Annotated in this window: 12 protein-coding genes; 11 read left to right on the forward strand and 1 reads right to left on the reverse strand. The window is 62.3% G+C overall.

From position 1 onward, the window contains the following. Positions 1 to 36 precede the first annotated feature (36 nt). The 4 genes from VGB22_10245 to VGB22_10260 are packed head-to-tail and all read left to right on the forward strand — an operon-like array spanning position 37 to position 4330. Positions 37 to 993, forward strand: a complete 957-nt coding sequence (locus VGB22_10245) for a GNAT family N-acetyltransferase (GenBank protein HEX9751644.1) — start codon at positions 37 to 39, stop codon at positions 991 to 993. Then, positions 959 to 2149, forward strand: a complete 1191-nt coding sequence (locus VGB22_10250) for a glycosyltransferase family 4 protein (protein HEX9751645.1) — start codon at positions 959 to 961, stop codon at positions 2147 to 2149. Before VGB22_10245 ends, VGB22_10250 begins: the two co-directional genes overlap by 35 nt. A gap of 10 nt (positions 2150 to 2159) precedes the next feature. Next, a complete protein-coding gene (locus tag VGB22_10255; protein ID HEX9751646.1) occupies positions 2160 to 3461 on the forward strand; it encodes a glycosyltransferase in 1302 nt (433 codons plus the stop codon). Continuing rightward, positions 3458 to 4330, forward strand: coding sequence for a glycosyltransferase family 2 protein (locus VGB22_10260; GenBank protein HEX9751647.1), 873 nt, complete (start codon positions 3458 to 3460; stop codon positions 4328 to 4330). Before VGB22_10255 ends, VGB22_10260 begins: the two co-directional genes overlap by 4 nt. A gap of 2 nt (positions 4331 to 4332) precedes the next feature. Here the strand turns inward: VGB22_10260 and VGB22_10265 are convergent, their stop codons facing one another. Beyond that, positions 4333 to 6774 (reverse strand): C25 family cysteine peptidase, encoded by a 2442-nt coding sequence (locus VGB22_10265; protein ID HEX9751648.1) that lies wholly within the window; start codon positions 6772 to 6774, stop codon positions 4333 to 4335. Positions 6775 to 7236: 462 nt separating this feature from the next. Between VGB22_10265 and VGB22_10270 the strand changes: the two genes are divergently transcribed. From VGB22_10270 to mraY, 7 genes are all read left to right on the forward strand, one after another. Further along, positions 7237 to 7671, forward strand: coding sequence for a hypothetical protein (locus VGB22_10270; GenBank protein HEX9751649.1), 435 nt, complete (start codon positions 7237 to 7239; stop codon positions 7669 to 7671). Continuing rightward, a complete protein-coding gene (gene rsmH / locus VGB22_10275; protein ID HEX9751650.1) occupies positions 7668 to 8600 on the forward strand; it encodes a 16S rRNA (cytosine(1402)-N(4))-methyltransferase RsmH in 933 nt (310 codons plus the stop codon). Before VGB22_10270 ends, rsmH begins: the two co-directional genes overlap by 4 nt. Continuing rightward, positions 8597 to 8926: a cell division protein FtsL gene (gene ftsL, locus VGB22_10280; protein ID HEX9751651.1), complete on the forward strand. Its 330-nt coding sequence runs from the start codon at positions 8597 to 8599 to the stop codon at positions 8924 to 8926. The genes rsmH and ftsL overlap by 4 nt, the downstream gene beginning before the upstream one ends. A gap of 60 nt (positions 8927 to 8986) precedes the next feature. After that, positions 8987 to 11068 carry a penicillin-binding transpeptidase domain-containing protein gene (locus VGB22_10285; GenBank protein ID HEX9751652.1) on the forward strand — a complete coding sequence of 694 codons (2082 nt, stop codon included), beginning with the start codon at positions 8987 to 8989 and terminating at the stop codon, positions 11066 to 11068. Then, entirely contained in the window at positions 11065 to 12552 is a 1488-nt protein-coding gene (locus VGB22_10290; GenBank protein ID HEX9751653.1) for a UDP-N-acetylmuramoyl-L-alanyl-D-glutamate--2,6-diaminopimelate ligase, read from the forward strand. Before VGB22_10285 ends, VGB22_10290 begins: the two co-directional genes overlap by 4 nt. 101 nt (positions 12553 to 12653) lie before the next feature. Further along, positions 12654 to 14036, forward strand: coding sequence for a UDP-N-acetylmuramoyl-tripeptide--D-alanyl-D-alanine ligase (gene murF / locus VGB22_10295; protein HEX9751654.1), 1383 nt, complete (start codon positions 12654 to 12656; stop codon positions 14034 to 14036). Positions 14037 to 14053: 17 nt separating this feature from the next. Further along, positions 14054 to 15139, forward strand: a complete 1086-nt coding sequence (gene mraY / locus VGB22_10300; GenBank protein ID HEX9751655.1) for a phospho-N-acetylmuramoyl-pentapeptide-transferase — start codon at positions 14054 to 14056, stop codon at positions 15137 to 15139. The last annotated feature ends 45 nt before the right edge of the window (positions 15140 to 15184 follow it).

A 15184-nucleotide genomic window follows, 5' to 3' on the forward strand; every position in this document is an offset into this window, starting at 1 on the left:
GGTCATCTCTGCCCCATGAAATGGACCTGCCACAGTGTGCGCACGTTTCCACGCGTCGATTGGCTCAAACTGCTGTCCGTTACCAAAAACCCTTCACCATACCTGCTCCCCGAATGGCCGCTGTTTTGGGAGATGATGTGGCCAGGCACCCGCGCAGAACTCTGGACTCATTGCAACGAGGTGGGCGCGATTGAATGCGCCGTTCCGGTCGTACGCCGAGGACGGTTCGGACTCCAGATGTGCCATTCGCTGCCGATGGGAACACCGTACGGCCCGATGGGAGATGACGCCGCACTATCGGGAAGCGCCTGGCTCGATTTGCACAAAGCGTTGTGCGGCCGAAGGACGGTCGAATGGTGCCGAACCGGTGGTCCGTCGCACGCCGACATCAAGGGGTGGACCGTCGATCGACTTGGACACGCAACCTGGATCATCGATGCACTCGCTGTGGACCGCGAAAGTTTGGCGACCCAATGGTCTCCAGGGCATCGTCGGAATGTCCGCGAAGGCAACGCACGGAATCTCGAGTTTCGCCCAGTCCGAAATCGATCTGACGTCAGCGAGTTGATCGATCGCTGGCAGAACGCGGCACACCGATCACGCATCGTCCTGAATCGGCGTGCCGGCCCGCGATTGTGTGACGTGTTCTCAACGACCGATGCACTGCTTTGGGAATCCGCGTGGTGGAACGGAAGACCGGTCGCCACCGCGCTGTTTCTGGTGCATGCAAACAGCGCCGTCTACGTCGACGGCGCTGTCGTCCGTGAGCAATCCCACGGCGGAGCCAATCATGCACTATTTGCCCGAATTCTCGCGTCATTAGCGCAGCGGGGCATTCACACGGTCGATCTGGGCTCCGGTCCGGGGGGGCAGTCCACGGACGGCTTGGATCAATTCAAACGCGGCTGGGGCGCGCGTTCCACTCAGCGTCGGGAGTTGCGTTGCCGCCGAAGGTGGTATGCGGCCATGCGAAAGGCGCTCGGGACAGCGTGAGCCGCAATGCGGATTCCGCTTTCCGATTGGGTGTCCCTCGCCGTTGTTTGCGCGCGTGCTCATCAACGATCGCCCGGCGAAGATTCTGATTCTCGGCGAAGCGAGCGTCACCCATGCCCAGCGATGGGCGCAGTGGTTTGCCGACCGCGCTTGGACAACGCGCTGGTTGTCGTTTGCCCCGATTTCCTCTGGTCAGCCGGCCGAGTCCCTGGGCGCGGTGACCGGACACCGCGCATGGCGAGTTCTCCGAACAGTCAGCAAAGTCCGCCGAATCATCGATCAATTCCGCCCCGATATCGTCAGCGCCCTGTTCATTCCGGACTATGGCTGGCTGGCGGCAATGGCCGGATCGCATCCTGTCAGCGTCTCCGCCTGGGGCTCCGATGTGCTGATCTCCCCGCGGAAATCCCCGCTGCACCGTTGGCGCATATCCTATGTCCTCAAACGGGCCGACCGAGTGTTCGCCGATGCCGAATTCCTGCGAGGCAAGTTGCTCGATCTGGACGCGAAGCCCGACGCCATCTCGCTGATCCCGTTGGGTGTCGATGATGAGTGGCTGGATATCGCGAAGACGCGCCCACGCGAGCCGCTCTCTCACGTAACCGTCGTGATCAACCGCCGCCACGAACCGCTGTATCGCGTCGAGACGCTCGTGCAGTCGGCATCGCTTCTCTCACCCGAAGAACAGTCGCGGTTCCGTTTCGTCCTGATCGGCGAAGGTTCGCAGTCGGAGCGCTTAAGAGAGCTGACCCATCGATTGGGAGTCGGGGCATTGTTTGAGTGCAGACCATGGTTGGCGGCCGAACAACTGCGCGAAGCGCTGTCCAAAGCCGACCTCTATGTCAGCACGTCCTCATCGGACGGAACGTCCGTGTCCCTGTTGGAAGCGATGGCAGCCGGATGCTATCCGGTCGTCACCGACATTCCCGGAAATCGCGAGTGGATTGTCGATGGCGATAATGGTCTGTTCTTTGAGGTCGGTAACGCCGACATGCTGGCCGAGCGCCTCCGTCGCGCCGCCGCGCAGCCGGATCTGCGCGAACGGGCCGCCGCGCGCAATCGCGAAATCATCACCCGGCGCGCCCGCTGGATTGACAACATGACCGCAGTCGAGAACGCCATGATCGAAACAATTCAGGCCTGTAACAGTGTCTGAGTATTCCGGCATGCCGACGCACACGCCGCCGCGCATACTGATTGCCTGCTACTACTTCCCGCCCATGGGAATGGGGGGAGTGCAACGCCCGTTGAAGTTCGCCAAATACCTGCCGGAGTTCGGTTGGGACGTCACGGTCATCGCGCCCGACGTCGGCAGTTATCACCAGTTCGATCCCACGCTGCTGGATGATCTGCCCGCGACTGTCCGCGTCGAGCGCGTCAAACCATGGACACCGGACCGGCTCCCATTCAAAGTGCGCAGACAATCGTCCGGTATCCGGGGACGAGGCGGAATTGCGCCGGTCTTGCGGCGTGCCTGGAACCAATGGACACGTTTGCCGGACGACAAAGTCTTCTACGCGCGGCAGGCGTGCCGTCTCGCGCTACGGCTACATCGTGAGAAGCCCTTCGACGTCATCCTGACCACGTCGCCGCCGCCCTCAATACACCACGTCGGTGAAAGTCTGCGTTCACACGTCATTTGGGTCGCCGACTTTCGCGATCCCTGGGCCATTCGCGCCGGAGATTGGGGCGCGACCCCGCTGCACGAGGCGATCAATCAGAAATCGATGCAACGAATCGTGCGGTCCGCCGACCGGTTGATCGCGGTCAACGACGGCATCGCCGCAACCTTGGCGCAACATGGCCCGGCCCATCCTGTCGAGATCATTCACAATGGCTACGACGAATCCGACTTCGCGGACACGTCGACGGCGAGTGCCCGCGACGCAAACTTCACGATCGTCTGCCCCGGCACATTCAGCGAGGAGTTTTCGCCTGAGCCGATCTTCGCCGCCGTCAGGGCCTGGAAAAACTCCGGGACACAGTTGACCGTTCGAATCTCACATGTGGGAGCTTCCATCGGAATCGACGCAAACGCTATGGCGGACCGCTGCGGACTTGATGCGATCTTCGATGAAGTCGGGTACCTGCCTCATAGTCAGTCGATCCGAGCCATCGTGGCCGCGGATGTGATTGCCATTCCGATCAGGGACATTCAAGGGTCCGGCGCCATCGTGCCGGGACGCATCTTCGAAGCGCTGCGGACCTTGCGCCCGATCCTGCTGATCGCGCCATTGCATGGCGCCGCCGCGCGCCTCCTGCAAGGCGTGCCCGGATGCTGGGTCGTTGCGCCCGATGACACCGGTGCTGGAGCCGCGGCGCTTCATCAGATTGCGTTGCTGACGCGCACGGCGCCGGTCCGACGCATCGCCGACATCGCCCGATTCGACCGACGCGACCAGACGCGCCGTCTCTCGGAACTGTGTGCCTTGCTCGCGGATGAGCGCCGCAGGAGTGCCGGGCCGTGAGCAACGCCATCTGCGATGTCGTGATTGTTACCCACAATTCGGAGCGCGAAATCGTGGCTTGCATCGAATCCGTGTATGCCGCGAGCGCGCAGCCGCTGAATGTCGTTGTCGTCGACAACGCATCGTCCGACCGGACGGTCGATCTCATCGCGCGGACATTCCCTCACGTGCGGTTGATCGCCAACACGACCAATCGCTTCTACGCCGCCGCCGGCAACCAGGGCGCCGAGTGCGCGGCTGGAGAGTTTTTGGTCCTGCTCAATCCCGATACTGTCCTGCCGGTCGGCGGTATCGATGCACTGTTCCGGCGCTTGAAGCACGATACCGGACTGGCAGCCGTCGCGCCGATGCTGATCGGTCCCGATGGGAAGCGGCAGTTGTCACTGCGCGAACTGCCGCGGCTGGATACTTTGTGGTACGACCTTCTGGGTTTGTCCCTTGTGTTTCACGGATCGGAAACATTCGGACGCTGGCGCATGGGCTACTTCGACGGCTGCACATCCCGGCCGGTCGAACAACCGATGGCCAGTTGCCTGATGATCAGAAGATCAGTTTGGCAGGAAGTGGGGCCATTCGATGAATCGTACCCGATGTTCTTCAACGATGTCGATTGGTGCCGTCGCCTCAAGGAGCACGGCGGGAAGATCCTCTACGACCCCGACATCACCGTCCGGCACGTCGGTGGCGCATCGATCAATCGGCGCAAGGTGAGGATGATCTGGATGGGGCATGCGGCATACCTGCGCTATCTGGATCGCTTGTACCGTCCGCGCCCGCATTGGCGGATGCTCGTCTGGATGTCCGCGCCGCTCGTCTGGCTGGCGGCCGCGGTGCGTTCGATTTGGTGGAGTGTCAAACGCGCAGGGTAGGACTACCTCAACAAGACCAGCTTTCTCACACGTGTCTCGGCCCCCTGCGCTAACCGCACAAAATAGACACCGGTGCCCAACGGACTCCCGTTATCATCGTTTCCGTCGAATGCGACTCGATGCGCACCGGCGGATTCGGTCTGATCGCACAGTGTGCGGACTTTGTGCCCCAGCACGTTGTACACAGCCAGGGATACACGATCCGATGCCGCCAGTTCGAAGGGGATGACCGTCCCTGCATTGAACGGATTGGGGTAGTTCGCCCCCAACGAAAAGCGTTCGGGCCGTATCTTGTCCCCATCGTTGACATCTGTGATGATCGATACCGGAATCGTGTCCACAACCAAGCGATGCTCGGGTTTGCTCGCGGTGATGATGATGTCGTGGTCCGACGGCATCGCCCAGTCGATGTCGACACTCCCGGAGCCGCCCGTGACCCCCGCGTTCCAAACTCCCTCGCTCCCGGCGACGGTCACCAGCGCTCCTGCAACCGGTGAGTCGCCTTCGCGGACAGTGACAGTGCCCAAACCATATCCCGGGAAAAACGACGACGGTGCTTCGACCGTGAGGGAGCGTGGCCGATCCTTCCAGACCGGCATCTCCGGATCACCATGAAGATTGTTGCCATAAATCAGATCGCGGTATCCCGGATAGGCGAGCTTGGCGAGCGTCTGGTAGACACCGACATGATTCGGCGTCTGCCCATCGGCCACATACTGATAAAACTTTTGCGACAGTTTCCACGACGATGACACCCAACCCCAGCGCGACTGCCCGATGAATGCGACCGCCCCGCCCAGCGGCGTCAACAGCAGCCGTTCGGCAACGCACTCCGCCGTCGAACCGCTCATCGGCGGGGAGTCGGTGTCGAATGCCCCCTGATCGCACGCCGCCGAGACATGAATTCCCGGACGCGGCGTCGCCGGGATCGTGTTCAGGTGCCCGTTGCCGTCACCGACTGTACCGAAAGTGAAGACATACGAAAGGGCGCTTTCGTTCAACCCGCTGGAGCGCACGACAAACCGATCATGGCTGCCGTGGACATAGTAATTGACCCAGCCGGCGCCGGCCGACAACAGCCCCGGTAAGTCCGCACCGCTGGGTGCGCTGGGGGCCGGCGCATCTCCCGACGGGTTTTCAACCATCGATGTCAGATCGTCGCTCCAGTACGATGGCCCCGCGTCGGCGACCAACTGGTGCTGCCCGCCGCCGCTCCAGTCGCGCATCTGGTCGGCGCAGATGTGCAATGACTTCGTCAGATAGGAGTCGTCGAGCGGCCCGCGCTCATACGCGATGATCTTCTGGACAATCGTGTTGGCCTCGGCAGCCGTCGAAAACAGCAGTCGGCCGACATACAACTCCGGATAGATTTGCGGGTTGTCGCCGGAGATCTCGCCGTAGATGCCGTCGCCGTCGGCATCCCAGTCGCCGTTTAACTCGACAAAGTACAGATCGCAAACTTGCAGATTGTACGGACTGCCGGGATCGGAGTCGAAGCCCGCATAGGCGTAACGAATCGGTACGACCGTCTCATCGCCGCCCAGCACCACCCACTTCAGTCCCTGGCTGTGGGCCGCGGCGATGTAATTGCGAATCTGCGCCGCCTGGTCCTCACCGCCGTACTGCGCCACGATTGCCTCAATCGTCGCTACGCCAGCCGCCAACCCGCGCCGCGCCTTCCACTCCGCCAGCGGACGCAACGTGTTTTTGAATGCGGACTTGGTAATCACGACATATTCGATTCCCAACGGCAGATCGCCCGGCCAGGTCCAGTCCGGCGGGGATGGGACACCGGGGATCCTCGACGGCGGGATGTTGGGGGCCGTCTCCAGTTGTTGACGGGCGAGTGATGCGAGCATGTCATACGGGTTCAATGTGTCGCATGGCGGGCTGATCGGGTCGGCTTCGCCTCCCTGACTGACCGTGAGCGCCGCACGTCGGATCACGATGAGTTGATTCCGGCCCGGGTTGTATCGATACGGGCACCAGGCGAGGGCGGTGACCGCGGTCTCGCCGACTGCACCGCTCGACAACACACTAACCGGCGCGTCCGGATACCAGCGGTCGATCCCATAAACCTCCGGGCTGGGTGACAGTCGTATCGGCGCTGTGGCCGTGTCTGAGGTCGGCATGTCTCCGGACCACGGCGCGAGTTGACCGTTGATCTCCAGCGTATCCGATTCGAGGATCTCAAGTCGCAGTTCGTCAGTGGCCACTGCCCCAGGCACCACAAGGGTCTTCCATGCCAAATCCGGCTCGCCCAGGGTCCCCGGAACCTCCGAGCCCGCGGTCAGCGAAAGCATGCCGCTGCCGGACTCGTGGAAGTCGGGAGTGTCGTGATGGACGAGTTCGTAGATTGGGCCGGAGGCCAGAGCCGGACGCGAAGTCCCGACCGTGGCAATTGTAATCAGCAAAACCCTGCAAAGCACCCAACCGCGGACCATCGTCCCCCTCCGCGGGCCGCATCATTAAGACAGCCCCAGAGGATGGGGGATCAAAAGCGATGCCGGGGACTTATTTCGAGGTTGTCTTGAAGAGTGATCCGTAAGATATTGCTGTTCTGTATGTTACGTCGTGTCGAGAATTAGCAATCCGAATAAGTCAAACTGGCCTACAGGCCCGCACAACCTAATGTGTTGGATTGGTCCCATATACTAACCCCAGTCTTCAACAGACAGCGAAAATCTCATCCTGACAGACGCTTAGACACAAAATACCGCTTGCGATTGATCCCTGAATTCTCCATTTAATCCCTGTCGATGGGGAGATTCCCTACCAGTCCCTGAAGCTGAGGAATCTATCATATTCCCCGTTCGGTGGCCGGGTCGCAGTCTCCGGCCTGAATTGCTGAATTATCAAAACTGAATAACCATCTGGTACTCAATCGATTGCCGTAACGACACCCAGTGGGATTCCTCGGATCATACAAGGCCGCGCTTGACTCGAAGTCGAGGCTGAGCATCCCTGCCAAGCTGCGACAGTCCTCTGATGCGTCGCTTGAGGTGGCGTATCTAATGCTGGGCCTCAACGGGTGCCTCTTTCTGGTGCCGAGGGCTGAATGGCGGCGCATCCAGTCAAAATTCGACCAGTTCAATTTCGCGCACGGCGACGCCAACTACTTCATGCGCGTTCTCATGCTCAATACGCATGAGATCTCGCCGGACACGCAGGGACGTTTCCAAATACCCACGGAATTGGCCGGGAAAGTCGGCATCGACCATGATGTCCGCCTTCTGGGCATGAACCGCCGCATCGAAATCTGGAGCGCGAATAAGCTCGACGAGTATATCGCGGGATACGGCAAGTCATACGAGGAGGTCGCCGCGCAATTACTGCTGTGACGGCCGCAGAGGGGACCGGAGCGTCCGGCAGCCGGCATCGTCCGGTGTTAGTCGACGCCGTCGTGCGCGAGTTGATCGTTGGACCGGGAGATTATCTGGATGCGACAGTCGGCGATGGAGGGCACGCCGAGGCAATGTTGACGGTGCTGAGGGGGCAGGGACGCGTCATTGGGCTGGACCGCGACGCCGCCGCGATCGCAGGGGTGCAAACGCGGCTGGCGCAGTTCGGTGACCGGTTAATTGCCGTCCACGCCGACTATCGCAATCTCGCGGATGTGATCGAAACGCTGGGCGTCCGTCAACTGACGGGCGCCCTCTTCGATCTGGGGCTCTCGACGCCGCAAATTGACGATCCGCGACGCGGTTTCGCATACCGATTCGAGGGGTCGCTGGATCTGCGTTTCGATCAAACGCACGGTGTCACCGCATCGGAGTGGATCAACCGCGCGGGCGAGCGCGAACTCACCGGAACACTCAGGGAGTACGGAGAAGAGCGTCACGCGCGGCGTCTGGCGCGCGGCATTATTGCGACGCGTCGTCGCGCGCGCGTCGAAACCACCGGGCAGCTCAACGACGTCATTCGTTCCGTCGTCGGCGCGCATGGCGCCGCTTTCGGACGGACCGCGGCGCGAGTCTATCAGGCGCTGCGCATCAAAGTCAACGATGAGCTGGCCGCGATTCCCCGGGGAATCAATGCGGCACTTGAGTATCTGCGTCCTGGCGGTCGAGCTGCAGTGATCGCGTATCACTCGCTGGAGGATCGCCTCGTCAAGCAAATATTCAGGTCCGACGTGCGCGGGCGTCCGTTGCATCGACGCGTCATTCGGCCCGACCAGGACGAAATCGCCGCCAACCCGCGCGCGAAGGCGGCGCGACTCCGGGTCTTCGAGCGCACGGGTGAGGCGGCGTTCGACGAGGGGACACGATGAAACGCAGCCGTCGCCGTCGTATTCACCTGCGCTGGTGGCTGTTGGCGTTCGGACTGGCCACGATGGCGGTTTGGCAACGCTACGCCGTCGTCAAGCTGGGCGAGGATGTCGATCATCGGCAACGTGAGATCACCGAATTGACTCGCGTGCGTGATGACCTGTTGGCCGAAACCGCCGTACTCAGCTCCCGTGAGCGCATCGAGGCCATTGCCGTCAATCGATTAGGGATGAAACCGACCACGGCGAAGCAGCGGCGTGAGATTCCGATTGATGCCGTCAACCCGCCTGCGTCGCCCAATGACGTTTCGATCACGGAGAAACTCTAAGAATTCCGCGCAGGCGCAGGGCCCAAACGGCCGCACAGACCGAGAGACAGGGATCGTCGGATGAGACAAGGGGGGAGCGGTCGCGAGTTGGCGCGCACATTCGTGCGACGGCGTCGGCTGCTGTTGATCGCCGCGGTTTGTGTTTGGGGGGGCGTTTGGGCTCGTGCCTTTCAATTGCAGGTCCTGCACCAATCCGATCTGTCATTGGCCGCCGTTGAACAAAGCGACCGACTCGTGCGCCTCGCGGCGCCGCGTGGCGACATCGTCGATTCCAAGGGCCGACACCTGGCGCTCAATGTCGCGCGCCGCTCGTACTTTGCGTATCCGGACCGCGAGACCTCGACCGCAACGCTGGCATTGAAGTTTGCCTCGGTTCGCGGGACCAACGTCCAGTCTCTCAGGAGTCAGTGGGCTCGGCGCGATGATCGTTTCACCTGGATGATTCGCCGTTGCGATGCCCAGACGGCATCACGCATCGACGGTTGGGAGTTGCCGGGCGTCCATCCGACCTGGGAGTTTGATCGCGAATATCCGTCCCAGCCGTCCGGATGTGCGGGGGCCATCGGCTTTGCCAATGCGGATTTGATCGGCGCGGCCGGTTTGGAGTTGTACTACGACGACGCTCTGCGGGGACGCGACGGCGAGGGCGTGTTCCTCTCCGACGCCGTTGGACGGCGCTTTCGTGTTGATCCGATTGCCGGTCGCAAGCCGATCAGCGGCGCCCGTCTGCATCTGACCCTCGATCTGTGGTGGCAATCGGTCCTCTCCGACGAGTTGACGCAGGCGGTCGCCAAATGGAAGGCAAGATCGGGATGCGCCCTGTTGATGGACCCCTACACCGGGGCCATCCTCGCCATGGCCGATGTCAATCCGCATGGGCCGTCCACCCGCGATTTGAAAAGCCGCCTGGTATCGGATGTATTCGAGCCGGGTTCGACATTCAAGCTGGTCACGTTTGCGGCGGCGTTGTCCGACGGCGCGGTGCACCTCGGAGAATACTTCGACGGCGGTGACGGGGTCGGGGTGTTCTCCGGGCGCCGCATACGTGACGACAAGAAGCACGGTGTGCTCTCGGCACGGGAAGCGTTTACGGTCTCTTCCAACGTCATCACGGGGCGGGTCGCCAACCAACTTGCGCCCGGCCGCCTCGACTACTGGGTCCGTCGGTTCGGATTCGGCGAGCCCACGGGGATCGATCTGCCGGGCGAATCCGGCGGTCGCATTGCCATCCAACGCCGTTCCGACTTCAACATCGCGCAGCGGGCCATCGGGCACGGCATCGCGGTCACGCCGATTCAGTTGGCCACGGCCTTCGCCGCGGTCGCCAATGGCGGCTACCGGGTGCGCCCCCATCTGGCGCGGTCAATCGAGTATCCCGACAGCGTTACGACCGACATCGGGACACACGGTACGCGCATCCTCTCGCCGGACGTGGCATCGCTGATGGCGGAGTTAATGGCCGGCGTCGTGCGCGAAGGAACCGCCAGGACGATCTACGATGACGAGTATCCGATTGCCGGAAAGACCGGCACCGCCGAGAAACCCGATCCCGTCACCGGCGGGTACGACAAAAACAAATACATGGCCTCGTTCGTCGGATTCTATCCAGCGGATAAGCCGCAAATCCTCGGTTTGGTCATTCTCGACGAGCCCGAGCCGATCCACTACGGCGGGCATACGGCGGCGCCGGTCTTGTTGAACACGATCCGCCGTGGCACCGCGCAATCGCGTCTCGATCCCGCGCAGCAAAACCTGCCGTCGAAGTCGCGTTTCAGTGAAGACTCTGCCGACTGGTCGCACCGCCTGGTGGCGTCGGTCGCGCCCTGGATCAGCCCAAAGGAAGCGTTCGCGGCGCCATCGGCCGATGAAGGAGACAATTCGTCCGAACGATCAGGCCTTCCCGGTAGTGAAACAGGGTGGAGCCGTCTGGGTCTGACGCCTGTCCGCGAAACCAACGCGGATGTTACCGAGCCCGATGTCTGGCCGGAAGTCACTGGAATGAACTTGAAAGATGCATTGAGCACACTGCGCGCGCACGGCGCACTCGCCGAGTTTTCCGGCAGCGGCGTGGTCATCGCGCAAACCCCGGATGCCGAGACGCCGATGACGGGAGACCGGACGTGCCGGTTGCAACTGCAATGACCGATACCGCCCGCGGATGTCCGCTCTCGGGGATCATGCCCGACTGCGGCGCCCCGGCAGCGGAGGTTGTCGTCCATGGCATCGCGTATGACTCCCGGCGCGTGCGGCCGGGCGATCTGTTTTTTGCCTTCAAGGGGCTGCGCGCCGACGGGGCCGATTTTGTCGCCGATGCCGTCGCCCGCGGGGCGGCGGCGGTCGTCGCCGAGCGCGACGTTCGATGCGATGTGCCGGTCGTCGTCGTCGACAACGCGCGGCGAGCGATGGCCGAGGCGTCGCATCGTTTCCACGACCATCCGGATCGCGCCATCAAGCTCATCGGCGTGATCGGCACCAACGGCAAGAGCACGGTGGCCGCCGGATTGCATCGGATTCTCATGCACGCGGGCATGCCCGCCGGTCTGATCGGCACACTGGAATGCACCTGGCCCGGTGCTTCCATCAAGGCCGAGCGCACCACTCCGGAAGCGCCCGACATCGATGCGATGCTGGCGCGCATGCGCGAGGGGAGTGTCACGCACGCCGCCATGGAGGCCTCCTCTCATGCCGTCGCGCTCGACCGCGTGTGGGGGCTGACATTCGCCGGGCTGGTGTTCACGAACCTCACCCGAGACCATCTCGACTATCACGCATCGATGGACGCCTATAAAGCGGCGAAGCGCGCGCTCTTTGAGCGGCTGAACGACTCGAACCAGTTCGCGGTCATCAACGGCGAGGATCCCGTCGCCAACGAGTTCGCCGCCGCCAGTGAACCGGCGCGCGCCATGCGCTTTTCACGAACGTGGCATGACGGCGATGTCACGATCTCGATCGATTCGCACACGCTCGACGGGACCAGCGGCCGACTCAGTTTCGGCGAGGACGAGATGATGTTTCAATCGCCGCTCTGCGGCGAATTCAACCACTCCAACATTGCAGCCATGGCCGCCGCTGCCTGGGGCGCGGGCTTGGCGCCCAATGTCATTGCGGGCGGTATTTCCAGGTTTGGCGGCGTACCCGGGCGTCTGGAGTTCATTCACTCCGGCGCGCCATTCTGGGTGTGCATCGATTTCGCACACACTCCCGATGCATTCACCTCAGTCTTATCGACATTGCGCCCGATGGTCGGCGGACGTCTCAATGTTCTCTTCGGCTGCGGCGGCGACCGCGACCGCGGCAAACGGCCCCTGATGGCGAAGGCGGTCGCCCAGTGGGCCGATCAGGTGTACCTCACCTCGGACAACCCGCGTTCGGAAGACCCCGACGCGATCATTGCCGAGGTGCGGGCCGGATTCGATCCGGATTTTTCTGTTTGGGTCCAGGCAGATCGCGCACGCGCCATTGCCCACGCGATCGACGATGCGCAGCCCGGTGATTTGGTCCTTCTGTGCGGGAAGGGCCACGAGACAACTCAGGAAATCGCCGGAACGATGCATCCGTTTTCCGATCGCCAGGTGGCGGCCGAAGCGCTCGCGGCGGCAGGGCACCCGCCGCCAAAGGCCCCATGACGGGGCGTTTTTACCGATCGGGTGTGTGGATCCAGGGGGGGATCCATCCCCGATTCGCCAACAAATCCCCGCGTGCGGGGCGCACATAGATTGTGATCAGAATGAGTGCCGAGAATGCCTGCGCCATCATGAATGGGACATTGGCCCGCGTGCAGGATGGCGCGCGCCGTTTCGCCGGTGTCTCCATCGACTCGCGGACGCTGCGGCCGCGCAACGCCTTCTTCTGCCTGCGGGGCGAACGTGTCGATGGGCACCGCTTTGCCGAGACGGCTGCGCGGAATAGCGCCGGCACCATTGTGGTTAACAGGGAGCGTCTGCCGCGTTTTCGCCGACTGCCGGTTCCCGTCATCGGCGTCGATGACACGGTCACTGCGCTCGGCGATCTGGCGGCGGAGTTTCGCAAACGCTTCCCGACGCGCTATATCGCCGTCACCGGGTCGGTCGGCAAGACCACGACCAAAGAGATGATCGCAGCGGTCCTGGCGACCAAGTGCCGAGTCTTCCGCTCGCCGGGCAACTACAACAACCTGCTGGGCATTCCCCTGGCATTGCTGGAACGGACCCCTTCGTCGGATGCCGAACCGCTGGGCGTTCTCGAGTTCGGAATGTCCTCGCACGGTGAGATCGCGCGTCTTACCGGGATGATCCAGCCCCAATGGGGTGTGGTGACCCGCATCGGCGTCGCGCATTTGTTGCAGATGAAATCGTTGCTGCAGATCGCGCGCGCCAAACGCGAGTTGTTCGATCATTCGGATCCGAGCGTCACGGCCTTTCTGAATGCCGATGACCCGTACCAGCGGCGCTGGGCGGCCCGATGGCGCCGGCCGACCGTTCGCTACGGGATCGACCACGCCGGGGATGTCACGGCCTCCGATCTGCGCTCCACCGCAAGCGGCGTGTCCTTTCGCGTCAATGCTCGTCACGACTTCGCGATTCACATGGCGGGCGAGTACAACGTTTCCAATGCGCTTGCGGCCATCGCCGTCGGCCGTTCGTTCGGCGTCAGCTTTCGCGACATCGCCGACGCGTTGCGACGAGTCCGGCCGGTCGGTGAACGCTCGCGCATCCTGCGCTGGAACGGCGCGCTGATTATCGACGATTGTTACAACGCCAACCCAACATCGATGGCGGCGGCGATTGAATCGCTCAAACATCGCACGACACGGAGTCGGCGGATTGTCGTTCTGGGAGCAATGCGCGAACTGGGACGCGGTGAGCGGCAGTGGCATCGACGTGCCGCGCAGGACACGCGCGGTCTCGATCTGGTCCTTACGGTCGGACCGGGAGGGCTGCTTTATCAATCGGGCTTGCCGTCAGAAATAGCCCACACGCATGTGGCGTCCGCCGCCGCGGCCGCACAGTGGGCGACACGTCATCTCCGGCGGGGGGATGTCGTGCTCATCAAGGGATCGCACAGCGAAGGGCTGGACGTCATCGGGCAACGATTGCGCGAACATGAAACCACGCGGGGCCGGCGCTCTTAACGGCTCGGATTGCGACTATGTTCTATCACCTGCTCTATCCGCTCAGCGATGTCGTCAGCGTCTTCAATGTCTTCCGATATATCACCTTTCGCTCCGCCTATGCCGTCGTGACCGCGCTGGTCATCTCCATCTGGCTGGGGCCGTGGATCGTCGAACAACTCCGTCGCAAGCAGGTCAAAGAGAAGATCCGCCGCGAAGGGCCGCAGTCACACTATGCCAAAGAGGGCACGCCGACCATGGGCGGGATCATCATCCTGCTGGCGATCATCGTGCCGACGCTGCTCTGGGCGGATTTGACCAACCGCTACATCCAACTGATTCTCGCCGTCACGCTCGGCACCGGACTGATCGGACTGATCGATGACTACTCCAAAGCGGTGCGCGGTCAGCCCAAGGGGTTGGTCGCGAAGAAAAAGCTGGCCGGACAGTTGATCCTCGGATTGGCGCTGGGAGTGGTGCTGTACGCCTGGCCGCCCGCACCGGAATTCACGACCGACACCGATGTCCCCTTCTTCAAGAATCTCGTGCTGCCGTTGGGCGTATTCTTCATCCCGTTTGTGCTGCTGGTTGTGGCCGCGACCTCCAATGCGGTCAATCTCAGCGATGGACTCGACGGGCTGGCGGTCGGCTTGTCGGGCATCGCCTTCCTGGCGTTCGCCGCGATCAGCTATTTGACCGGCCGCGCCGATTTCTCGAAGTACCTGGCCATCACCTATCTCCCCGGGGCGGGGGAATTGACGATCTATTGCGCCGCGACCCTGGGCGCATCACTGGGGTTTTTGTGGTTCAATGCTCACCCGGCCGAAGTCTTCATGGGCGATACCGGCGCGCTGGCATTGGGCGGCGCACTTGGGACGGTCGCGATTTTGACCAAAAAGGAAATCCTGCTGTTCATTCTCGGCGGCGTGTTTGTGGCTGAGGCGCTCTCGGTCATCATTCAGGTCGGATACTTTCGCATGACCGGCAAACGCGTCTTTCGCATGGCGCCGTTGCACCATCACTTCGAGTTGCTCGGGTGGCATGAATCGAAGGTGGTTGTCCGTTTCTGGATATTGGGAATCATCTGCGCACTGCTGACGCTGTCGACCCTGAAAATTCGATAGCCCGGACCGACACGATGCCGCGCGCGCACTTACATTTGTCGGATC

The sequence above is a fragment of the Candidatus Zixiibacteriota bacterium genome (genome assembly GCA_036397555.1).
In the GTDB taxonomy this organism is placed as follows: Bacteria; Zixibacteria; MSB-5A5; order WJJR01; family WJJR01; genus DATKYL01.

Excerpts from the sequence above, each read along its gene's own strand:
- VGB22_10250 (HEX9751645.1), top strand. The coding sequence starts at position 959 with ATGCGGCCATGCGAAAGGCGCTCGGGACAGCGTGAGCCGCAATGCGGA.
- VGB22_10255 (HEX9751646.1), top strand. The coding sequence starts at position 2,160 with ATGCCGACGCACACGCCGCCGCGCATACTGATTGCCTGCTACTACTTC.
- VGB22_10265 (HEX9751648.1), bottom strand. The coding sequence starts at position 6,774 with ATGGTCCGCGGTTGGGTGCTTTGCAGGGTTTTGCTGATTACAATTGCC.
- ftsL (HEX9751651.1), top strand. The coding sequence starts at position 8,597 with ATGAAACGCAGCCGTCGCCGTCGTATTCACCTGCGCTGGTGGCTGTTG.
- VGB22_10285 (HEX9751652.1), top strand. The coding sequence starts at position 8,987 with ATGAGACAAGGGGGGAGCGGTCGCGAGTTGGCGCGCACATTCGTGCGA.
- VGB22_10290 (HEX9751653.1), top strand. The coding sequence starts at position 11,065 with ATGACCGATACCGCCCGCGGATGTCCGCTCTCGGGGATCATGCCCGAC.
- murF (HEX9751654.1), top strand. The coding sequence starts at position 12,654 with ATGAGTGCCGAGAATGCCTGCGCCATCATGAATGGGACATTGGCCCGC.
- mraY (HEX9751655.1), top strand. The coding sequence starts at position 14,054 with ATGTTCTATCACCTGCTCTATCCGCTCAGCGATGTCGTCAGCGTCTTC.